Here is a 21480-nt window from a genome sequence, read left to right on the forward strand (position 1 = left end):
CCCTTTCCGGTCAGGCGGCGGCGAGTACGGCGCTGCGGTCGGTGGCGGCGGCGGTCAGGCGGGCGGTCAGGGCGTCGGTGAGGGTCGCGGCGCGCAGCGACAGGAGGCTGAAGGAGCCCGCGTCGCCGATGCCGTGGCTGGACTCGCACAGGCCGTTCAGGAAGAGCGGCGGGGTCCCTTCGGCGACCGGTTCGAGCGCATAGTCGGCGGACACCTGCAGGCGCCCGTCCGGCTCGGTGGCGAACAGCTTCGCGAGCGGGGCCATCAGCGGCGGGCACAGCTCCTCGTGCGGGCCGGGGCCCATGTTGCGGAAGCCGGTCGCGAGGACCGCGAAGTCCACGGTCTCGCTGATCCGCTCGCCGGTGGTGCGCTCGACGAAGTCCAGGGCGATCCGGTCCCCGGTCTCCGGGGCCACGCCCACGGCCTCGTGGTTGCCGCGGACGAACACCTTCTGGTCGCCGTCGAGCTCCTGCTCGTAGATGGTCATGTAGAGCTCGCGCAGCACGTCGCCGTCGGCGGAGGAGTAGTTCGTGCCGTGCATGTAGGCGTCGAGGGCCTTCTTGCCCTCCCGGGACGCCCGGAAGTAGTAGTCGGTGAACTCGGGGAAGTAGCCCTCCTCGCTGAACGGGCTGGTGTCCTTCAGCCGCAGCGAGTGCGAGCGCGTGTACGTGGTGACCTTGGTGCGCGGGAAGCGGCGGTGCAGGTCGAGGGCGAGCTCGACGGCGCTCTGGCTGCCGCCGATGACGGCCACCGACTCCGGGGCGCGGCCCTCGCCGGTCAGCTCCGCCAGCTTCGGCAGGTACTGGGTCAGGTGGAAGATCCGCGGGGTGCGCAGCGCGTCGTAGGGGGCCGGGACGTACGGGGTGCGGCCCGGGCCCATCACCAGCGTGCGGCCGAGGTAGCGGCTGCCCGACATGGTGGTGACCTCGTAGACGCGCTCGCCGAACTCCTCGACGACCTCGACGCGGGCGGCCCGCTGGTTGCAGTCGACCAGGTGCGAGAAGAAGCCGGCGGCCCAGCGGATGTAGCCCGCGTACTCCTTGCGGAGCGGGAACTCCGATGGGAGGTTGAGGTGCCGCAGCAGCCGGCCCTGCTCGTGCAGGTAGTTCAGGAAGGTGTAGCGGCTGCGCGGGTTGCGCAGGGTCACCAGGTCGCGGCTCGGGTGGTTCTGGATGTCGGAGCCGTCCAGCAGCATCCCGGGCTGCCACTCGGGGCTCGGGCGAGCCTCCAGGAACCGGGCCGTCAGGGGCGACTCGCGCTCCTCCAGAGCGATGGCAAGGGCCAGGTTCGCCGGGCCGAAGCCGATGCCGAGGATGTCGTAGACGGGAGTCGTGCTCGCACTCATCGGGTGGTCTTCCTTGCCTTGACAGTGGTGAGGGTGGGGTTTCCGTCGAAGTCGATGCGCAGGCCGGTGATCCGGCCGGCGGCGTGGACCCGCTGGTCGGTCCGGTACCAGAGCGGGATCAGCGCCAGGTCCGCCATCGCGGTACGGTCCGCGCGGCGCCAGGCGTCGGCGCGCTCGGCCGGGTCCGTCGAGGCCCGGGCGCGCGCCACGAGGGCGTCGAACTCCGGGTTCACGTACCGGCCTTCGTTGTCGCCGTGGGCCGTGCCCTCGGCGTCGGGCGCCGTGCACGAGGAGTGCAGCAGCGGGAAGAGCATGTTGTCGGGGGTCGGGTAGTCGCAGGCCCAGCCGGCCCGGCAGAACCCTGCCGCCGCGATCGAGGTGCGGTGGTCGACCAGCCCGCGGGCGTCGGTGCGCAGCAGCTCGACCCGCCAGCCCAGGACCTCCTCCAGGCCGCGGGCCAGGGCCTTGACCCAGTCGTCGTGCCCGGCGCCGGTGTTGTACGCGAACTCGACGCGGCTGCCGGGTCCCAGGCCCGCCCGCAGGGCCGCCGCACGGGCCCGCTCCGGGTTGTACGCCGCCCAGCCGGAGTCGGGGTCGGCGCTCAGCTCCGCCTGCGGGGTGTGGGCCTTGCCGAACCAGGGGGACAGCAGGGAGTGGGCCGCGCTGCGGCGCCCCTGGAAGTACGTGTCGATCAGCCCCTGGCGGTCGATGGCCGCGGACAGGGCCCGGCGGGCGTCCAGCGAGTCCATCGGCGCCTGGTGGCAGAACGGGATCAGGTAGAAGAGGCCTGCGCCCTCCTGCTCGAGGAAGCCGTCCAGGGCGGCGGCCTCGGCGGTGCGCGCCGGGGGGATCCGGGCGTAGTCGTAGACGCCGGCCAGGAAGCGCTCGTACTCGTCGTCGAGGCCGGTCACCGCGTCGAGGATGTCGATGTGCACCTCGCGCACCTCGGGCGCGGGCCCCGCCCACAGGTCGTTGCGCTCCAGCCGGATCGCCACCCCGTGCTCCCAGGGGCCGGCCATCTTGAACGGGCCGTTGCCGATCGGGAGGTCGTTGTACGCCGGGTTCAGCGCCGGCCCCGCGCACTCCGGGACCGGGCTGAAGATCGGCTGGAGGGTCTTCAGGTCGAACTGCACGTCGGGCTCGGACAGCTCGACCACCAGCGTGGTGTCGTCGACCGCGGTGAAGGAGCGCACGCCCGCCAGGTGGTACGCGGTCTCCGTATTGGCCTCGGGGTCCAGCGCCCGCGCCCAGCCGCGCACGAAGCTGTGCGCGGTGACCGGCTCGCCGTTGCTGAACACCGTGCCGGCGTGCAGCGTGAAGGTCCAGGTCGTGGCGGTCGGGTCGCTCTCCCAGGACCGGGCGGTGGCCGGGATCAGGGCGCCGTCCTCGTCGAGGGCGAGGAGTCCGGTGAACAGGGCCTTGCAGACGAGGATGCCCTCCCCTTCCTGGGCCTTGTACGGGTCGATGGCGGTGGGCTCCGTGATTCCCATCCGGAACACGGGGTCGTTGGCGTGCACGTGGGGCTCTTTCCGCGGTCGGTGGAGTGTGGAGTGAAGGGGCGACGGGCGATGTTTCACGTGAAACAGCGCGCCGCGCGCGCGGCGGGTCAGGCCGGTACGACGACCACGTCGAGCCGCTCGTCGAGGTCCGCGGCGATCTGCTCCACCCGGTCGATGTCGGCGGGGCTCCGGTAGGGCGCCGCCACCGCGAGCGAGCCGGCGATCTCGTACCAGCCCTCGGGCGCGCGCCGCAGCCGGTCGCCGGGCTTCGAGGCGGGGATGTACGAGCGGAAATGCGGGGAGTGCGTCGCGTCGCCGGGGTTGTTGCGGACCAGAGTCCCGGTCCGGTACGCGAACTTGATGCAGGTGGCGGCGCGCGGGGCCGCGGCCCGGAGCACCTCGCCGTCCAGGAGCGCGGCGAGCGCGTCCCCGTCCTCTCCGGCGAGCACGGCCTTGGCGTAGAGGCGGACCGCGTCGATGCCGTGGACCTCACGCAGGTTGCGGTAGTTCTGGCCGCCGCTCATCCGGGTGGCGAACTCCACGACCCGGTAGCGGCCCTCGGAGTCCTGCCGGAACTCGGCGTTGAACAGGCAGTGCCGTACGCCCAGGCCCGCCACGATGCCCTCGGCGACCGCGACCAGCTCCGGCTCCTCCTCCGGGGTGCGGAACGGGAGGGTGTAGAAGTCCTCCTCGAAGTACGGGCCGGGCATCTGCATCTTGTTGGTGACGCCCACCAGGTGGAACGTCCCGTCCAGGACCACCCCGTCGAGGGTGACCTCCTTGCCCGGGAGGAACTCCTCCAGCAGCGCGATCTCGGGGCCGTCGCTGGGGAAGTAGCCGCCCCACTCCTCGGCGAGGCGGGCGACGTCGGTGAGCGCCCGCTCCAGCTCGCCGTGGTCGCGGACCAGGCTGACGCCGATGCTGGCGGCCAGCGCGCTCGGCTTGACGATGAACGGGTACGTGAAGGCCTCCGCGGCGGCGAGACCCGCCTCGACGCCGGCGACGCCCGCGAACTGCGGACCCGGCAGCCCGTGCCGCTCCAGGAAGGACCGCTGGAGCTGCTTGTCGCGGGAGATCAGGTCGGCCTCGGGACGCGGCCAGGTGTGCCCGAGCAGCTGGTTGACCTTGGAGGTGACCGCGATGTCGCTGTCGTAGAAGGTGATCGCCGAGGCGATGCCGAGCCGGCGGGCCGCGGCGGCGCAGAACTCGGCGAGCTCCGTGCCCTCCAGCTCCTCCGGGATCGGCACGACGTTCGCGAACCGGCCGTCGTCCGCGGCCTGCGCGACCCGGGTCGCCAGGTGGATCTCCAGACCCATCCGCTCCAGGGTCTCGATGTGCTCGCGGTGCCACGCGTACGTGTTCCGCATGATCAGCAGGATCTTCATGACGCGGTCTTTCCGTTGGAGTCGTGCGGGGTGGGGATGGTGACGACGGTGACCTTCTCGGTGAGCCGCTCCGCGGTGGCGACGGCGGCCTCGGTGTCCGCCCCGGTGACCAGCACCTGGCCGACCCGGTCCCAGTTGCCGCGCAGCTCCCCGACGGTGTCGCCGGGCCGCACGCCGGTCTCCACGTCGATGACGTCGGGCAGGGCCCTGGCCTCGTCCGCGCCCTGGATCTCCACGACCGTGCCCGGTTCGGCGGACAGGAAGCGGGTGGCCGCCGCGTGGCGGGGGACGGGGCGCTCGGTGAGGGCCGGTATCAGCCCGAACTGCCAGGCCACGATCCACTCTTCGAGGTCGATGCCGTAGGCGGAGTTCAGCAGGTCGAAGATCCGGTCGCCGCCCATGCGGTTGTGGCTCTCGATGATCTGCGGGCCCGCCGGGGACAGCCGCAGCTCGGTGTGGGCGGCTCCGTCGGTGAGGCCCATCGCGTCCAGGAAGCGGGCGACGGCCTCCTCGATGCGCCGCTCGTCCGCCGGGTCGAGGCGGGCCGGCAGGGCGTGCCCGAGCTCGATGAACCCGCCGCCCGTGAGCTTCTCGGTCACCGCCAGGACGATGTGCCGGCCGGCGAACGAGAAGCTCTCGACGCTGTATTCGGGGCCGGGGATGTACTGCTCGGCGATGAAGCGGCCGATCGTGAAGAACGCACCCCACTGGAGGTCGGTGCGGGCCCGCAGGGCCTCCACCCCGGCCCAGGCCTCGGCGGCCTGCTCCGGCCCGTCGATCCGTACGACACCCAGGCTGGCGGTGGCGTCGACGGGCTTGAGCACGAACGGGTAGCCGTGCTCGGCGCCGAAGGCGGTCAGCGCCCCGGCGCTGTCGACCTCGGCGGCGGCCACCGACAGGGCCCGCACCTCGGGGGAGGGGGAGGCGGCCAGGTGCCGGCGCATCGCGTGCTTGTCACGCAGCAGTTCGGCGACCTCCTCGGAGGTGTTGCCGAGCCCCAGGTGGTCGCTGATCCGGCCGGCCGGGACCAGGCCCGGCTCGGTGATCGAGGCGACCCGGGTGAAGCCGTACGCCTGCTGCGCTGCCTCGACCAGCGGACGGGTGACGTCCCAGTCGGTGTAGTCCGCGATGAGGACGGCCTCGGCGAGCGCGGCGGCCTCGGGCACGAACTGGTCCTTGTGCTGGATCAGCACGAAGCGGATTCCGAGAGCCGCCGCCTTGCGCAGCGTCTGTATCCGTCCGCCGACGACGAGAAGCTTGTGTTCGGTCATGGCCAGAACTCTGCAGCAGAATTCCGGGCCGGGAAATGGATTCCGGCTGGCACAAGCATGCCCGGCACGAATGACGCAGGGGCGGGTCGGTGGCGATCTTGGAATGGGTGCCCGGGCAGGAATGTGCCAGCCTCATTTGTGCCAGCTCTCAGCTCTGGGCAGGGCCTTGACCGGCGGGTTTCATGGTGGACGCCACCTCATCCGTGATGCGTCCCCCCGATCGAGAAGGAGCCCCCCATGGCCGGCGAGGACCCCTTGCGCCGACGATTGCAGGACCTGCCCAGAAGCGCCTGGGTGATCTTCTCCGGAATGTTCCTCATCAAATTCGGCAATTTCCTGAACGTATTCCTGGTGCTGTTCCTGGTCGCCCAGGGATTCTCCGCATTCCAGGCCGGTGTGGCCCTCGGCGTGGTCGGGATCGGCGCGTTCATCGGAAACGCCGTGGGCGGCACGGTCGCCGACCGCTTCGGCCGGCGCACCGCCATCGCGGTGTCGATGTTCGGCAGCAGCGCCGCCACCGCCCTCGTTCCGCTGGCCGACGGTCTGTTCGCGACCACCGCGCTGGTCGGGCTCGTCGGCGTCTTCGCACAGCTGTACCGGCCCGCGGCCGGTGCGCTGCTGGTCGACGTGGTCCCCGAGAAGCAGCGGGTGACGGCCTTCGCCGTGCTGCGGCTCGCCATCAACGTGGGCATGGCGGTCGGCCCGCTCGTCGGCGGCCTGCTCAGCGGGGCCTCGTACACGTACGTGTTCCTCGGCGACGCGCTGTTCTCCTGCGCCTTCGGCGTGCTCGCGCTGTGCACGCTGCCCGGCGGGCGCCCGCCCGTGGAAGCACCCGCACCGCAGAGCGCGGGCCGGGGCAAGGGGGGCTACCGCGAGGTGCTCTCCGACCGCCCGTACCTGCTCTTCCTCGGCTCGATGGTCGCCGCGACCTTCGTGTACGGGCAGTCCACCGCGACCCTCCCGCTGCACGTCACCGACGCCGGCTTCGACAACAAGGTCTACGGCCTGCTGCTCGGCCTCAACGCCCTGCTCTGCGTGGTCATCGAACTCCCGCTCACCCAGCACACCGAGCGCCGCAACCCGCGCCGCGTGATCGCCGCCGGACTGGCCCTGCTGGGCATCGGCATGGCCCTCACGGGCGTGATGCACGCCGTCTGGCTGCTCGCGCTGACGGTGGTGGTGTGGACGGTCGCCGAGACGGTCTACACGCCGATCGCCAACGCCTACCCCGCCGAGTTCTCACCGGCCCACCTGCGTGGCCGCTACCAGGGGGCCGAGGGCATCGCCCACACCCTCGGCGGCGCCCTCGGCCCGGCCGTCGGCGGCCTCCTCTACAGCATCTCGCCGCCGCTCCACTGGACGGCCTGCGCCGCCGTGGCCGCCCTCGGCGCCCTCCTGATCCTGGGCGCCAACCCTGGCAACCGCGGGGAGGTGACGGACGCGCACGACACCGAGAAGACATCCGAACCGGCCCACGCGGCCTGACCTCCTCCCGCCGCACCGGCGGCAATTCCAGCCCACCCGAAAGGCACCTCGGCATGACCATCAGCACCACGACCGACGTCCACCGGATCGACATCCCCTCCGCCACCGAGGACCCCGCCGCGTACGTCACCGCGCTCCTCGACGTGGCCGGCGAACGCGACGCGTTCGCCGTGCTCGCCAAGACCCCCGTCTGGGCGGCGCAGCTCTTCGCCGACCTGCCGACCGACCTCGCCGAGACCGTCCCCGAGCCGGGCGAGTGGCCCGCCGCCTTCATCGTCGGCCACCTCTTCGACGTCGACATCGTCTACGGCTTCCGCTGGCGCCTCGTGGCCACCGAGGACAACCCCGTCTACCCCGGCTACGACGAGCAGCTGTGGGCCCCGCTGCCCCGGCTCCCGTTCCGCCGGATGCTCGACGCCTGGACCGGCCTACGCGCCTCCAACGTCGCCCTCCTCGCCGCCCTCGCGCCCGAGGACTGGCAGCGAACCGGCCGCCACGGCGAGCAGGGCGGCGAAACGATGGAGGTCATGATCCGGAAGGTCATCGGCCACGACATCGCCCACATCAACCAGATCTACCGGGCCATCCGCCTCGTCCGCCAGGCCGCCGGCCTCGACGTCGCCGAGCTCGACGCCACGTACGAATCCCTGGGCCTGCGCTGAGCCCTGCCCGACCGCCGCCATGTCCCGACCCTCCGGAGAGAGAACACAGCCGTGACCACCGTTGCCCACAAGCCCGCCCCCGACACCATCACCTCCGTCGGCCCCGACCTCCGCGACGCCCTGCGCGAGCAGCGCTACGCCCTCGTGTCGGCCGCCGACCTCACCCTGTCCCCCGAGCTCGCCGGCGCTTTCGACGCCCTCCAGGCCTCCTGGGGCCGGCTCACCCCCGACACCCACTTCGGCGGCGGGGACCGCGCCGTCCGCACCCGCCGCTACAGCGACTTCACCTACGTGCCCGCCACCGGCGAGCTCGCCCCGCTCGACCACGTCGCGTACTACCAGAGCGAGGCGATGAACGCCTTCGTGGGCGGCATCGAGCGCCACTTCGGCGACGTCGAGGAGGCCACGTACCGCAACCCGCTCTTCCAGGCCCTGGTCCGCTACGACTTCGACAACCTGCCGATCGAGGACGAGTACCGCGACCGCGCCTGGGTCTGCCAGATCCACCAGATCCGCATCGAGATCAACCCGGGCCAGTACAACGAGCTGGTCCCGGAGGGCATCCACTCGGACGGCTACCCGTGGGCGGGCCTGCACCTCATCTCCCGCGTCGACGTCGAGGGCGGCCACAGCACCGTCTTCACCTGGGACGAGGAGCCGCTCGCCAAGGGCACCTTCCGCACCCCGCTCGACTCCCTGATCTTCGAGGACCGCGCGATGAAGCACCACGTCACGGGCCTGAGCGCGGCCGAGGACAAGGGCGGCTACCGCGACGTCCTTGCCATCTCCTTCTCCCTGCCCGGCTCTCCGTACGAGACGCTGGTCTGATGAGCGCCGCAGCTCTGGCGCTCGAGGAGCCGCACGTACTGGTCGGGCCGTACGAGCCCCTGGCGCCCGTCGCCGCTCCCGCGGAGTCCGAGGCCATGACGGCGGCCGACGTCCCGCAGGTGATCGAGCTGCTGCGGGCCGCGCCGCAGGCCGCGTACTGCGAATGGGAGGACGAGGGGCTGCTCTCCGGGCACCTCGCCCACTCCTCCGACCTGTGCCGGGTGATCCGCACCCCCTCGGGCCGGGTCGTCGCAGCGCTGCTCGCCGGCTCGTTCGGCGTACGGGGAAGCATCAGCCACGCGGTGGTCGACCCCGGCCATCGCAGGCTGGGGCTGGCCCGGGTGATGGCGGTCGACACGCTGGCGGCCTTCCGGCGCCGGGGGGTCAACCGGATCTTCCTCGCCGTCCTCGACGGGAACGAGGCCGCGACCGCCCTCTGGACGGGCGTGGGCTTCCGCCCGGCCCTGGGAGAGAGGACCTTCGAGTGCGATCTGTAGCGCCCGACGCCCCGGCCCCGGCGCACCACGCCGCGGCCGGACCGGCCGTCCCGGCCCAGGCCACCCGGCCGGCCCGTGCCGCCTGGGCGGCGGGCTTCGGGCAGGCCGTGCCCGTGATGCTCGGCTACGTGCCGGTGGCCTTCGCCTTCGGCGTGCTCGGCCACACCGCCGGGCTGCCGTGGTGGGCGATGGTCGCCATGTCGGCCTTCGTGTACGGCGGTTCCTCCCAGTTCGCGGCCCTCCAACTGCTGGCCGTGGGCGCCGCCCCGTACGCCATCGTCCTGACCACCTTCGTGGTCAACCTGCGCCATCTGCTGCTGTCCGCCGCGATCGCCCCCCGGCTCGCCGGATGGCGGCGCCGGGAGCAGGCGCTCTTCGCGTACGAGCTCACCGACGAGGCCTTCGCGGTGCACTCCGCCCAGTACGCGGAACGCACGCAGCGCCCCAAGGCCGAGGTCTTCACCTTCAACACCGCCGTCCACGCCTCCTGGGTGGCGGGCACGCTCGCGGGCGTGCTGGCCGGGGACCTGGTCACCGACGTCGAGGCGCTGGGCCTCGACTACGCCCTGCCCGCCATGTTCATGGCCCTGCTGGCGGCCGGGATCATCGCCGACCGGCGCGGGCTCGCCGTCGCCATCGTCGCGGGCGGCGGGGCGGTGGGCCTGACCCTGCTCGGCCTGCAGTACTGGGCCGTCCTGGTGGCGGCGGCCGTCGCGGCCACCTTCGGCCTGGCCATCGCACCCCGCGAGAGCCGTACCGACGACGCGGCCGACGAAACGGACGACCGCAGCACAGAAGACCGCGACACAGAAGACCGCGACACAGAAGACCGCGACACAGAAGACCGCAGCACGGAAGGAGCGCCGGGCCGATGAGCGACCTCACGCTCGCCCTGACCATCGCCGGCATGGCGGCCGTCACCTTCGGCCCCCGCCTGGTGCCGACCCTCTTCCTCGCGGCGGCAGCCCTGCCCCGGCCCGTCGTGGTCTGGCTGCGGCAGGTGCCGCCCGCGGTGATCGCCGCGCTGCTCGCCCCGTCCCTGTTCGCCCCGGCCGGCACGCTCGACCTCGGCCCCGGCAACTACGCCCTCTGGCTGGCGGTGCCGACCCTGCTGCTCGCCTGGCGCACCCGGAACTTCTACCTGACGATCGCCTTCGGTATCGGATCCCTGGCCCTGCTCCGCCTGATCACCGGCTGACGGAAGCCGTCTTCCACCCCTTCTGAACGGCTCTGACCTGCGGATATATCGGTCCTGGGGGTGGCCGGGAGGTTAATTGGCGTGAGTCCTCCCCGTGATGACGTAGAGTTGTGTTTACCGACGCGGGGTGGAGCAGCTCGGTAGCTCGCTGGGCTCATAACCCAGAGGTCGCAGGTTCAAATCCTGTCCCCGCTACTCAGTACGAAGGCCCGGTTCCCTTTGGGGAACCGGGCCTTCGTCGTGTTCCCGGCCCGCCCTCACCCGATCGGCCCGGGCCGGGTCGCCGTACGGCCCCTGCTGCGGCCAGCCTTGAGGGGGGAGGCGGCAGCGGCCCGCACCCGCATGAGGGACCGGGCAGGAGAGCAGCGTGGTGGGCCTGGGGCAGCAGGGCGGCGAGTACGCGGGTGGCACCGGCAACGGTGCGGCCCGCCGCGTGGTCCGCATGCTCCCGGCCGCGCTGATCGCGGTCGGACTGGCCTTCGACGTCCTGACCCCGCCCAGCTACACGGGGTCCCCCTTCTTCTCCGCGGCCCCGCTGATCGCCGCCCCTCTGTCCTCCCTCCTGGTCACGGTCTTCACCGGCATGCTGGCCTCGCTCGCGGTGCTCCTGCTGCACATCCTCAACAGCACCACCTGGAAGGTCGAGGCACTGACCGAGCTGGTGACCGTGGTGACCGTCTCCGGGCTCGCCGTCCTGATCAACCGGGTCGTACGGCGCAGCGGTGAGCAGCTCGCCTCGGCGCGCGGGATCGCGGAGGCCGCCCAGCGCGCCGTACTGCCGAAGCCCGCCGAACGCATCGCAGGCCTGCACGTCTGCGCCCGGTACGAGGCCGCGCAGGCCGACGCCTTCATCGGCGGGGACCTGTACGCCGTCCAGGACACCCCGTACGGAGTGCGGCTGGCGGTGGGCGACGTACGGGGCAAGGGGCTGGGCGCCGTGGAGGCCGTGGCGGTGGTCCTCGGGGCCTTCCGGGAGGCGGCGGAGACGGAGCCCACGCTCGAGGGACTGGCGCAGCGGCTGGAGCGGGCGCTGGCCCGGGAAGGCACCCGGCGCGACAGCCTGGACGCGGTGGAGGGGTTCACGACCTGCGTGCTCGGCGAGATCCCGGCGGGAGCCCAGGTGCTGCGCCTGGTCAACCGGGGCCACCCCGAGCCGCTGCTGCTGTACGCGGACGGGCGCCTGGTGGTCCTCGCCCCGGCGGAGCCCGCGCTGCCGCTCGGGATGGGGGAGCTGGCCGAGGCGTGGCCGGACCGGGTCGAGGAGTGGGCCTTCCCGACCGGAGCCACCCTCCTGCTGTACACGGACGGGCTGACCGAGGCCCGGGACGCGGCGGGGGTCTTCTACGATCCGGCGGCCCGGCTGAACGGGCGGGTCTTCCCCGGGCCCGGCGAACTGCTCGGCGCGCTCAGCAGCGATGTGCGCCGGCACACGGGCGGCGGTGCGACGGACGACATGGCGCTCCTCGCGGTGGGCCGGCCGGAGGCGGGTCAGCCGGATCGGCGGCGTACCGTACCCGTGGTCGCTACGTGACTGTGCGTAAGTGAAAAAGTGCGCTCTGCAAGGTTTATGACGGCGCGTCAAGATGCAGGTGTGGCCGAAGAGATATGGATCTTGGTTTATTTTTGCCCGAGTTAATCCGCTTAAGTGGCATTAGTAGTGGCCAAAGCGGCGCGCTGGGTGGCTGATTGCCGTTAACGATCAATCGCAACAGCTTGGAATCACTCCCCTCCGTCTATTACCGTTCGATAACGCAGCGCGGTCGTCCCAGCCGTCGCAAGAGGCGGCGCCGTGCGCGTGCGTGTCCCCATGAGGAGTGTGGCCCGGTGGCCTCCAACTCGCCTGCCCCCGAAGGCATCGAGCTCCAGGAAGCGCCCACCGCGGGCGCCTGGGGTGAATGGAACCCCACCGAGGACTCCGCCCGCCCGCCCCGCGGCAAGCACCGGGTCGTCAAGCAGCGCGGGGGACTTGCCCGCAGCTCCACCGTGCTCGGTGTCGGCGTCATCGCGGCGGTCGGCGCGAGCGGCATCGCCACTGCGCAGGACCGGCCCCAAGTCGCCATCTCCATGCCGGACTTGCCGGACTTCGGCCTGGGCGGCGCCGGGGGTCACGGGCAGCACGCGGAGGCCGACGGCCCCGCGGCGGGCGCCGGAGCCTCCACGAAGCCGACCGGCATCATCGCGCAGCAGGCCGCCGGGCACGCCGACGCCGGCGCGACCCTGGTGGGCCGCATCCTCCAGCAGGCCGAGTCCCAGGAGAGCGCTGCCGACGCCCAGACCCGGGCCCAGGCCGAGCGCGCCGCGCAGGAGGCCGCCGCCACGGAGGCCAAGGCCCAGCGGGAGGCCGCCCAGAAGGAGACCGAGGACGCGCGCCTCGCCGCCGAGCAGGCGGCCAAGGAGGCCCAGGCGGCCGCCGACGCCAAGGCCGAACAGGAGCGGATCGCCAAGCTGGCCGGCAGCTACTCCCTCCCCACCTCCGCCTACACCCTCACCTCGCACTACGGCGTCGCCGGTTCGATGTGGTCCTCCGGCTACCACACCGGCCTCGACTTCGCCGCGCCGACCGGCACCCCCGCCAAGGCCGTCGCCGGCGGGAAGATCACCTCGGCCGGCTGGTCCGGGGCGTACGGCTACCGGATCGTGCTCGAGCTCGAGGACGGTACGGAGATCTGGTACTGCCACCTGTCCTCGATGTCGGTGACCTCCGGCTCGGTCAGCGCCGGCGAGACCATCGGCCGCGTCGGCGCCACCGGCAACGTCACCGGACCCCATCTCCACCTGGAAGTACGCAAGGGCGGCTCGACGATGGACCCGCTGGCGTGGCTGGAGTCCAAGGGTCTGAGCGTCTAGCAGGCGGTACAAACACCCGCTCGGCCGGTACCGGTACGAGCACCGGCCGCGGCGGAAGCAGCTCCTCCAGGACCGCCGCCCGGGCCAGGGCGGGCCCCGCCGTCGCCTTGCGCAGCCACAGCCGGCGCAGCAACTCCCGCTCCCGGCAGGCGAAATCCGGCTCCCGCGCAGGTCCGCCCTGCCGGGCCCGGTGCCGCAGCAGGGCCAGTGCGGCCGCGTCCGCCTCGTACAGGGCGACCGCCCGGCCCGCCGCCCGGCCCCCGGTGCTCCGGGCCAGCGCACGGGCCAGCGACCGGGCCGGCATCGACACCAGGGCCGGCACCTCCGCCGGCCGCAGCCAGCCCGCGGCCGCGTACACCGCCAGCTCCCCGGCGACGGCCCGCAGCCGGCGCCGCCTTATCCGCACGGCCAGCCACACCAGCAGCCCGAACACCGGGACCATCACGCAGCCGTAGACCACGTAGAACCCGTACTCCCCGAACCGCGAGGAGCTGTTCCACAGCGCGTGCAGGCCCATCGCGGTCAGCAGCCCGAGCAGCGGCAGCCCGATCCGGCGCAGCCGGCCGGCGCAGAGCGCGGCCGCGCCGAAGCCGAGCCCGGTGAGCACCGTGAAGAGCGGGTGCGCGAACGGCGAGACCACGATCCGCACGAAGAAGGTCGCGGCCGTCACCGAGTCCAGCGGGGCGGCGCCGCTCTCCAGGTCCTCGCCGAAGGCGTTGCCGAGGTAGAGGACGTTCTCGGTGCAGGCGAAGCCGGTGGCGGTGAACCCGGCCACCACGAACCCGTCCGCGGGGCCGGTGAACTGGCGTCTCCGGAACACGAACACCAGCAGCAGGGCCGCCGCCTTGGCGCTCTCCTCGACCACCGGGGCGACCGCCACCGAGCCGAGCCGGTCGGCGGCGGAGGCATCCGCGGTCGCCGCCGTTATCCACTCCGTCGCGAAGTTGTTGGCCAGTATCGCGATCAGGGCCGCGGTGCAGGCGCCCCAGCCGAAGCAGAACAGCAGCTGCGCCCACGGGCTGGGCGCGGCCCGGCCGAGCCACCGGAAGGCCGCCATGAGCAGCGGCACCGGCAGCACGGCCAGCCCGAGGCCGACGAAGAACCCCGCGGTACCGGTCTGCTCCCGCACGAGTTCGAGGATCGCCAGCCCCGAAAGCGCCAGCACGGCGAGCACGCACGTACGGACACCAGGGATCGCTCGGGACACGCGATGACTCTAGCGAGCCACCCTGACACGAGGAGTGACGATGACGGTTCTCTACTCGTTCGGGGGCGCCGGGTGGCGGCGGGCGAAGAGCAGATCGTGCACGACGTGCCCCTTGTCGAGGCCCTGTCCCTCGAAACGGGTGAGCGGCCGGAAGTCCGGCCGCGGCGCGTAGCCGCCGTCCGCCTGGGTGTTCTCGAACTCCGGATGCGCGGTGAGCACTTCGAGCATCTGCTCGGCGTACGGCTCCCAGTCGGTCGCGCAGTGCAGTACGGCGCCGGGGGCGAGGCGGGTCGCGGCCAGGTCGAGGAACTCGGGCTGGATCAGCCGCCGCTTGTGGTGGCGGGCCTTGGGCCACGGGTCCGGGAAGTACACGCGGAGCCCGGCGAGGGAGTCGGCAGGCAGCATCTCGCGGAGCAGGATGATGGCGTCGCCGTTGGCGACGCGGACGTTGCCGAGCCCGCCCCGCTCGGCGAGCGCGAGCAGGTTCCCCTGGCCGGGGGTGTGCACATCGGCGGCGAGGATCCCGGTCGCGGGGTCGGCGGCGGCCATCTGCGCGGTGGCCTCACCCATCCCGAAGCCGATCTCCAGCACAACGGGAAGCCCGTCGAACATCTTCTCGAGGTCGATGACGGAATGCCCGTCGATGTCGAGCCCCCAGACTCCCCAGAGCCGCTTCAGGGCTTCGCCCTGCCCGGTGGTCACCCGGCTGCGCCGCGGCTGGAAGCTCCGGATCCGCCGCTCGTGGTGCGAGCCGGCCGGATCGGGGGCGGGCCCGTCGGGGAAACGGGGCTCGGTCCGCCACTTGGGGGGCACGTAGGAGTTCGCCTCCGGCGTGGCTTCCGGGGCGCTGGGCTGGGGGGTGAGGGACTCAGACACAATCCCCAGATTCTACGACCCCGCCCCCACCGCCCGAGGCCCTCGCCCACCGCCCCGCCCCCACTCCCGGAGCCCGGCCGCTCCCGGACCCCGACCGCCGCCGGACCCCGACCGCCGCCGGACCCCGACCGGGGTCAGGACGCCCGGAGCGTGGTCAGGGCGCGGCGGGCGATCTCGCGGCCGATCGGGAGCGAAGCCGTCGCGGCCGGCGACGGGGCGTTCAGGACGTGCACCGTCCTCGGCGCGTCCCGGATCAGGAAGTCGTCCACCAGCGTCCCGTCCCGCAGGACGGCCTGCGCCCGCACCCCGGCCCCGGCCGGAGCCAGGTCCGCCGACGAAACCCCCGGCAGGAGCCGTCTCACCGCCTCGGTGAAGGCCTGCTTCGACAGCGACCGGTGGATCTCGCCCACCCCGTACCGCCAGTGCCGCCGGGCCATCCGCCAGGATCCCGGCCAGGCCAGTTCGTCCGCGAGGTCCCGCGGCCGGACCACGCCCCACCCGTACCCCTCGCGGGCCAGCGCCGGCACCGCGTTCGGCCCGACATGGACCCCGCCCCCGATCCCCCGCGTCAGGTGCACGCCGAGGAAGGGGAACGCCGGATCCGGGACCGGGTAGACCAGCCCCCGGACCAGCGAGGGCCGCGCCAGGTCGTAGTACTCCCCGCGGAACGGCACGATCCGCATCCCCGGATCGTCACCGGCCAGCCGCGCGACCCGGTCGCACTGCAGGCCTGCGCAGTTCACCAGGACACGGGAGCGGACCACCAGCCCGGACGTGGTGCGGACCGCCACCCCCGACGCCCGCCGCGAGATCAGATCCACCGCCCCGCCGTACACGATCTCCGCCCCGGAGGACTCCGCCAGCTGCTGCGCCACCTGCCCGTAGTCCACGATTCCGGTGGTGCCGACATGGATCGCGGCCAGGCCGCGCACCTCCGGCTCGTACTCCGAGATCTGCGCCGGGCCCAGCTCGCGCACCGGGATGCCGTTCTCCCGGCCCCGCTGCACCAGCGCGTGCAGTCGCGGCAGTTCCTCCCGCCCGGTGGCGACGATCAGCTTCCCGGTGACCTCGTGGGCGATCCCGTGCTCGGCGCAGAACTTCACCATCTCGGCGGCGCCGCGCACCGCGAAGCGCGCCTTGAGCGATCCCGGCCGGTAGTAGATCCCGCTGTGGATCACCCCGCTGTTGCGGCCCGTCTGGTGGCGGGCCGGGCCGGACTCCTTCTCCAGCACCACCACCCGCGTCCCCGGGGCCAGCTGCGCCAGGGCATGCGCCGTCGACAGGCCGACGATGCCACCGCCGATCACCAGCACATCGCAGTCGACTCTGCCCACGCTGCCCACGCCGCCGCCCAAGCTGCCACCTCCCACCCCTGCATACTGCACCCCGCCACTGACAACGTGTTAAGGGGGTCTCCGGCGGATCATGCCCCGGCCCGGACCGCCCGGCACCACGCCTCGCCGGGTCGACGTCGGCCACCGATGTCCCCCGGCCACTGCCGGGAGGCGCCCCACCGCAGTGGCCGTCCGACCCCGATCCGCCCGACAGGCCCTACGCGGGGGCCACCAGCAGCGGCCGGGCCCGCTCCCGCAGCTCCGCCACGCGCGGCTCGTCCCCGTACGGCTCGAGCCGGTGCAGCAGGTCCCGTACGTACTCGGTCGTCCGCGCCGAGGAGATCCGGCCCGCGACCTCCACCGCCCGGGTGCCGGCCGCGCACGCCGCGTCCAGGTTGCCCGACTCCAGCTCGGCGACCGCACTCACCACCAGCCGCAGCCCGTGCGAGCGCACGTACTCCTCCGTCGGCCGCGACAGCGCCTGCTCCGTGAAGCGCCGCACCTGCCGCGGCAGTTTCAGGTCCCGGTAGCATTCCGCCGCATCCGCCGCGAAACGGTCGTACGAGTAGAAACCCAGCCACGTCGGATCCGGGTCGCCCTCCCGCGCCCGCTCCAGCCAGCCCTCGGCCGCCCGCAGCGCCGCCCCGGAGGCCGCCGAATCGCCCGCCTTCGCATGCGCCCGCGCCTCGACGAGCCGGAAGAAGCTCATGGTGCGGGCGGTGGCCAGCCCCCGGTTGCGTTCCACGGCCGCCTGCGCGAGGTCCACGCCCTCGTCAGGGAAGTCCCGGTACGTGGCCTGCAGCGACATCGAGGCCAGCACGTACCCGCCCAGCGGTACGTCCGCGGCCGCGCGGGCCAGGCGCAGCGCCTGGATGTAGTAGCGCTGGGCCGCCTCCTGCTGGCCGGTGTCGAAGGCCATCCACCCGGCCAGCCGGGTCAGTTCGGCGGTCGCGCCGAACAGTGCGCGGCCCACGTCGTCGCTGTACGAGCCGAGCAGCAGCGGCGCCGCATCGACGCGCAGGCACTCGGGCACCATCGACGAACGCCAGTCCCCGCCGCCGTACTTGGAGTCCCAGCGGCGCGCGTCCTCGGCCGCCTCGCGCAGCTTGGTCACATCGCTGTGGCCCACGCGCTGCGGCGCCGGGTCCGACGGCCCCACGGCGGCGGGCACCGGCGCGGGCGGGGCGTGCGGCGTTTCACCCGAAGACTGCGCGGGCAGACCCGTTGACGAAGACGACGACATCGGCGAGGCAGCCGGCCCCTGCGCCGGGGCCGCGGGCGCCGTGTTCGCCACCGGCTCGCGCGACGCCACGGTCTCGCGGGGCGGGGCGGGCTCGCGCGCCACCGAACCGTCCGCCGGAGATATCAGCCAGCGCGAGGCGGGCGTCGCGTACGCGGACACGGCGAACGAGCCGGCCAGCGACTGCCAGATCCCGCCACCGCCCCGGCGCCCGGCGAGGTCCAGCCGGTACAGATCGGTGGCCGAACGCACCGCCTCGCCCACGTCCCGCGGGAAGGCCAGTCCGACTTCGGGCGCGGGGTCCGCGTCCGCCAGCCCGATCTCGTGCAGCGGCACCGGACGCCCCAGCTTCGCGCCGATCGCGGCGGCGATCAGATGCGGGGCCGCGCCCTGCGGCACCATCCCCTTGGACACCCACCGCGCCACCGACGTCTTGTCGTAGCGAAGCGTCAGGCCGCGCTGTGCGCCGAGGTCGTTGACCCGCCGGGCCAGCCCGGCGTTGCTGATGCCGGCGAGGGCGAGGACGGCGCCGAGCTTCTCGTTGGGCTCGCGGAGCTCCCTGGACATGCGCCACCCCTCGTCACACGCGGAACGCACACAACGCATACGCCGCCGAGGCATAGTTGCCCGGCATTTCGTAAACCCAGCGTAGTTCCCCGCCTCCCAAGCGTTAAGGCCCCGACTTCCGTATGGCGGGATTGTTGTCCGCCTGCACAGTCGGGCCGGGGCCCGCGCCGCGGGCGCACGTGCTCTCCCGTGCTCCGTGCGTGTGGCCGTGCGCCCGCCCGTGCGCTCTGGCCGGTCACCGGGCCCGGCGATTCGATGTGCCGTGCGTGGGTCGGCCCGCTGCGTGGATCCGGCGGGCCGGGGGATGCCGCTACCTCAATCCCCGCGGGTGGCGGAACGGTCCGGGGGGCGAATCCCGTCTCCCGGACCGCGCCCGCGCGCCGCTGCGGTCGGGCGCCCCAGCGCGCGCAACGGCACTCAGTACGGCCGAAGAATGGCCGAAACCGACCTATGGGGCGGTGGGAACGGAACGCCAAATACCGCGTGACCGAGGCGTGTTCGTTTGCACGTGCGCCCTCCTCGGCCACTCCCGCACGCCTGTCTCGTGGCAGCATGGACCCCGAGCCACCCGGGGTCCCGTCGGCCGCGCCCTCTGCGCTGACCAAGCCGTTCATGCCCCGGTCAATTGCCCACAGGCTGGGGAGGCGGCGGTGCGCTGGTTGGTCGGGTGGAGCAGTATCGCCGCGAGCTTCGGCACGGCCGGCCGGGTCTCCGGCCAGGGCGGACGCGGCTCCGACGGCTCCTTGAACGGCGGCCCCGACGGACCCCTGACCGGCGGCATCGCGGACGCCGACCATCCGGACGACCCGGCCGCCCAGGACGCCGAACGCACCGTCGTGCCCGTCGGCGCCCAACTGCTCTGGGGAGACCCCGACCCCCTCTGGGCCGTCGGCGACTGGCGCCCCGACGAGATCCGCACCCTCGCCGCCGACCCGGCAGACCCGTTCACCCGGCTCGCCGTCCTCGGCTGCTGCGGCGCCACCGACGCCGAGCTGCGGCGCGCGCTCCTCGCCGCCCGCGGCGGAGCCCTGCGCCACCTCACCCAGTGGTCCGGCAGCTACACCGCCGTCGTCCAGACCGGCCGCCGGATCACCGTCGTCGGCGACCTCGCGGGCGCGCGGCCCGTGTTCTACACGCCCTGGGCTGGCGGTACCGCGTACGCCACCGCCGCGCTGCCGCTCGCCGACCTCATCGAGGCACAGCTCGACATCGGCCATCTCGCGGCCCTGCTGGCCTGCCCCGACAGCCCGGAGGCACTGGGCGACGGCACACCGTACGTCGGCGTACGGCGCATCCCGCCGGGGCACGCGCTGATCCTGCGCGAGGGCTCGCGCGAGATCACCGGGTACGAGCCGGTGGCCTCCCTCGCGGTGGCCGCGCCCGCGGCCGATCCCGAGCGCGCGGTGGAGGGCGTACGGGAAGCATTGGTGGATGCGGTGCGCGCCCGGCTCACGGCACCGCGGCATGCCCCCGACACGCTGCCCCACGACCCCGGCCCGGTGCCCGGAATGGGCCCCGCCGACCGGCGCGCGGCCCGGGGCGCACCCGCGCCCGTCCCCGGTGTCGGAGCCGACCTCTCCGGAGGCAGCGCCTCCGCGACCCTGGCCCTGCTCGCCGCCGGCCTCCCCGGCGCACCCGGCACGATCGTCAACCGCTCCGGCGAACGCCTCCTCGCCGTCACCTTCAACGACCTCGCCACCCCCCAGGGCCGCGAGGCCGAACTCGAACGCGCCCGGGCCATCGCCGCCAACCCCCGGCTGCACCACGTGGTTGTGGCCGCCGCCGAGGAAGCCCTCCCGTACGCGGAACTCGACGGCCCCCTCACCGACGAACCCGGCCCCTCCCTCGTCACCGCCGCCCGCGAGCGGCGCCGGCTGGCGGCCGGCTCGGCGGACCACTTCGTCGGGCACGGCGCCCGCCAGGTCCTCGACGCGCACCCCGCCCGGCTGGCCGACCTCCTGATGGACCGCCGCCGACGCCACCTGCTGCGCCCGGTCGCCGCCCTGGCCCGCTCGGCGCCGGGCGACTCCGCCCTGTCCCTCCTGGTCCCGTTCTCCGTCTACTCCGCGGCCCGCCGCCTCGCCCGTACGCCGTACCGCGCGGGCATGGAGGCCGCGGCGGCCCGGCTGCGCGAAGGGGCCGTCGAGGGGGGCGCCTCGAACCCGGTGGACGCCTCGCTGGCCGCCCTGACCTGGTCCCGCCCGGGCCCGGCGGCGGGCTGGCTGACGGGGGAGGCCCTGGCGGAAGTATCGATCCGCCTGGCCACCGCCGCAGGCCGCCCGCCCCTCTCCCTGCGCCCCGGCGAGGCCCGGGCCCGAGCGGCGCTGACCCGCCACGCGGCGGACCACCGCGTCTTCGAACAGGCCGTGGAGGTCCGCAGCCAGCGCCTGCACGCCCCGTTCCTGGACAACCAGGTCGTACGGGCCGCCCGCGCGCTCCCGGAATCCCTGCGCGTCCAGCCCGGTGCGCGGGCCGCGATCCTGCGCAGCGTCCTCTCGTCGGCGGGCGTACGCGAACTCCCGCCGGGCTGGGGCGCCCCGGCGCACACCCCGAACGAAACGGCGACCCGCGTAGGCCTGCGCGCAGCGCTGTCCTCCCTCCTGTCCCTCTTCACCACCCCCCTACTGGCGGACGCGGGTCTGATCGAGGCCCGTGTGGTCCAACAGGCCCTGCTGGACGCGGCGGAGGGACGCCCCGTCCCCCTGGACGGCCTCGCGGAGCTCGTCTCGATGGAGCTCTGGCTGGGCCGCCTCCTGGCCCGCCGGGGCACGTGCTGGACAGGCACGTCCACCCCCCGCCGCCGAGCAGTCCCCAAGGGCGTCCCCACCCCCCGCCCGGCCCTCTCCTGACCCGGCCGGCCCAGCTGCCCCGGTCCCGTGGCTGGCCTCGGGCCAGCCGCGCACCGGTCGTCCGCCCGTGGCCGCGTACCGGGGGGTTCAGCCCCGCGGCCGGGTACGGGACGCCCTGTGCGTGCCGACGTGGGGCCCGGCCCGGCCCGGCCGCACGCCGCCGCCGGCGCCCCGGCCGAAGGGGTGGGAGCCGCGGACGCGGGAGCAAGAAGATCCGAACCGGGTACACGCGCACGGCAGGCCCAGCTGCCCGCCCCTCTCACCTGCCGCCCGCTCGTACCGGGCCCGACTGCTGTCATCGACACCCGTTACCACGGGTCCGAATCACTGATGCCCGGTGGGCAGGCAGGGGACTGTCGCCGACGTGCGTCATGGCATGGGTGGTGGCTG

General features: G+C 73.4%; 17 protein-coding genes and 1 tRNA gene. 10 read left to right on the plus strand and 8 right to left on the minus strand.

Annotated elements, in window-relative coordinates:
* Positions 1–10: 10 nt before the first annotated feature.
* The 4 genes from OHT74_RS21045 to OHT74_RS21060 form a co-directional block, all read right to left on the minus strand.
* On the minus strand, positions 11–1345 hold the full coding sequence (locus OHT74_RS21045; protein ID WP_328621053.1) for a lysine N(6)-hydroxylase/L-ornithine N(5)-oxygenase family protein: 1335 nt from the start codon (positions 1343–1345) through the stop codon (positions 11–13).
* Positions 1342–2862: an ABC transporter substrate-binding protein gene (locus tag OHT74_RS21050; protein ID WP_328621054.1), complete on the minus strand. Its 1521-nt coding sequence runs from the start codon at positions 2860–2862 to the stop codon at positions 1342–1344. The genes OHT74_RS21045 and OHT74_RS21050 overlap by 4 nt, the downstream gene beginning before the upstream one ends.
* Before the next feature lie 89 nt (positions 2863–2951).
* Entirely contained in the window at positions 2952–4229 is a 1278-nt protein-coding gene (locus OHT74_RS21055; RefSeq protein ID WP_328621055.1) for an ATP-grasp domain-containing protein, read from the minus strand.
* Positions 4226–5500, minus strand: coding sequence for an ATP-grasp domain-containing protein (locus tag OHT74_RS21060; protein WP_328621056.1), 1275 nt, complete (start codon positions 5498–5500; stop codon positions 4226–4228). The genes OHT74_RS21055 and OHT74_RS21060 overlap by 4 nt, the downstream gene beginning before the upstream one ends.
* 237 nt (positions 5501–5737) lie before the next feature.
* Here OHT74_RS21060 and OHT74_RS21065 point away from each other — a divergent pair, with 237 nt between their 5' ends.
* The 9 genes from OHT74_RS21065 to OHT74_RS21105 all read left to right on the plus strand — a co-directional run bounded on the left by OHT74_RS21065 (position 5738) and on the right by OHT74_RS21105 (position 13017).
* Positions 5738–6985 carry an MDR family MFS transporter gene (locus tag OHT74_RS21065; RefSeq protein ID WP_328621057.1) on the plus strand — a complete coding sequence of 416 codons (1248 nt, stop codon included), beginning with the start codon at positions 5738–5740 and terminating at the stop codon, positions 6983–6985.
* A 53-nt stretch (positions 6986–7038) separates the two neighbouring features.
* Positions 7039–7647, plus strand: coding sequence for a DinB family protein (locus OHT74_RS21070; protein WP_266995536.1), 609 nt, complete (start codon positions 7039–7041; stop codon positions 7645–7647).
* A gap of 51 nt (positions 7648–7698) precedes the next feature.
* The gene (locus tag OHT74_RS21075; protein WP_266665921.1) at positions 7699–8475 is read left to right on the plus strand and encodes a 2OG-Fe dioxygenase family protein; all 777 of its coding nucleotides are present in this window, start codon (positions 7699–7701) and stop codon (positions 8473–8475) included.
* A complete protein-coding gene (locus OHT74_RS21080; RefSeq protein ID WP_266665922.1) occupies positions 8475–8972 on the plus strand; it encodes a GNAT family N-acetyltransferase in 498 nt (165 codons plus the stop codon). Before OHT74_RS21075 ends, OHT74_RS21080 begins: the two co-directional genes overlap by 1 nt.
* Positions 8960–9847 carry an AzlC family ABC transporter permease gene (locus OHT74_RS21085; protein ID WP_328621058.1) on the plus strand — a complete coding sequence of 296 codons (888 nt, stop codon included), beginning with the start codon at positions 8960–8962 and terminating at the stop codon, positions 9845–9847. Before OHT74_RS21080 ends, OHT74_RS21085 begins: the two co-directional genes overlap by 13 nt.
* Positions 9844–10170 carry an AzlD domain-containing protein gene (locus tag OHT74_RS21090; RefSeq protein ID WP_266627917.1) on the plus strand — a complete coding sequence of 109 codons (327 nt, stop codon included), beginning with the start codon at positions 9844–9846 and terminating at the stop codon, positions 10168–10170. Before OHT74_RS21085 ends, OHT74_RS21090 begins: the two co-directional genes overlap by 4 nt.
* Positions 10171–10291: 121 nt before the next feature.
* Positions 10292–10365 (plus strand) — tRNA-Met (locus tag OHT74_RS21095).
* A 181-nt stretch (positions 10366–10546) separates the two neighbouring features.
* The gene (locus tag OHT74_RS21100; protein ID WP_443047717.1) at positions 10547–11701 is read left to right on the plus strand and encodes a PP2C family protein-serine/threonine phosphatase; all 1155 of its coding nucleotides are present in this window, start codon (positions 10547–10549) and stop codon (positions 11699–11701) included.
* Between the two features lie 293 nt (positions 11702–11994).
* Positions 11995–13017, plus strand: a complete 1023-nt coding sequence (locus tag OHT74_RS21105) for a M23 family metallopeptidase (protein ID WP_266665924.1) — start codon at positions 11995–11997, stop codon at positions 13015–13017.
* Here the strand turns inward: OHT74_RS21105 and OHT74_RS21110 are convergent.
* The 4 genes from OHT74_RS21110 to OHT74_RS21125 form a co-directional block, all read right to left on the minus strand.
* Positions 12926–14224, minus strand: a complete 1299-nt coding sequence (locus OHT74_RS21110) for a PrsW family intramembrane metalloprotease (RefSeq protein ID WP_328621059.1) — start codon at positions 14222–14224, stop codon at positions 12926–12928. The genes OHT74_RS21105 and OHT74_RS21110 overlap by 92 nt on opposite strands.
* Positions 14225–14275: 51 nt before the next feature.
* Positions 14276–15037, minus strand: a complete 762-nt coding sequence (trmB, locus tag OHT74_RS21115; protein WP_328623356.1) for a tRNA (guanosine(46)-N7)-methyltransferase TrmB — start codon at positions 15035–15037, stop codon at positions 14276–14278.
* Positions 15038–15234: 197 nt separating this feature from the next.
* On the minus strand, positions 15235–16443 hold the full coding sequence (lhgO, locus tag OHT74_RS21120; RefSeq protein WP_443047718.1) for an L-2-hydroxyglutarate oxidase: 1209 nt from the start codon (positions 16441–16443) through the stop codon (positions 15235–15237).
* A 208-nt stretch (positions 16444–16651) separates the two neighbouring features.
* A complete protein-coding gene (locus OHT74_RS21125) occupies positions 16652–18241 on the minus strand; it encodes a sporulation protein (RefSeq protein ID WP_328621060.1) in 1590 nt (529 codons plus the stop codon).
* 650 nt (positions 18242–18891) lie between these two features.
* Between OHT74_RS21125 and OHT74_RS21130 the strand changes: the two genes are divergently transcribed.
* A complete protein-coding gene (locus OHT74_RS21130; protein ID WP_266665928.1) occupies positions 18892–21090 on the plus strand; it encodes an asparagine synthase-related protein in 2199 nt (732 codons plus the stop codon).
* The last annotated feature ends 390 nt before the right edge of the window (positions 21091–21480 follow it).

It is taken from the genome of Streptomyces sp. NBC_00354 (genome assembly GCF_036106915.1).
In the GTDB taxonomy this organism is placed as follows: domain Bacteria; phylum Actinomycetota; class Actinomycetes; order Streptomycetales; family Streptomycetaceae; genus Streptomyces.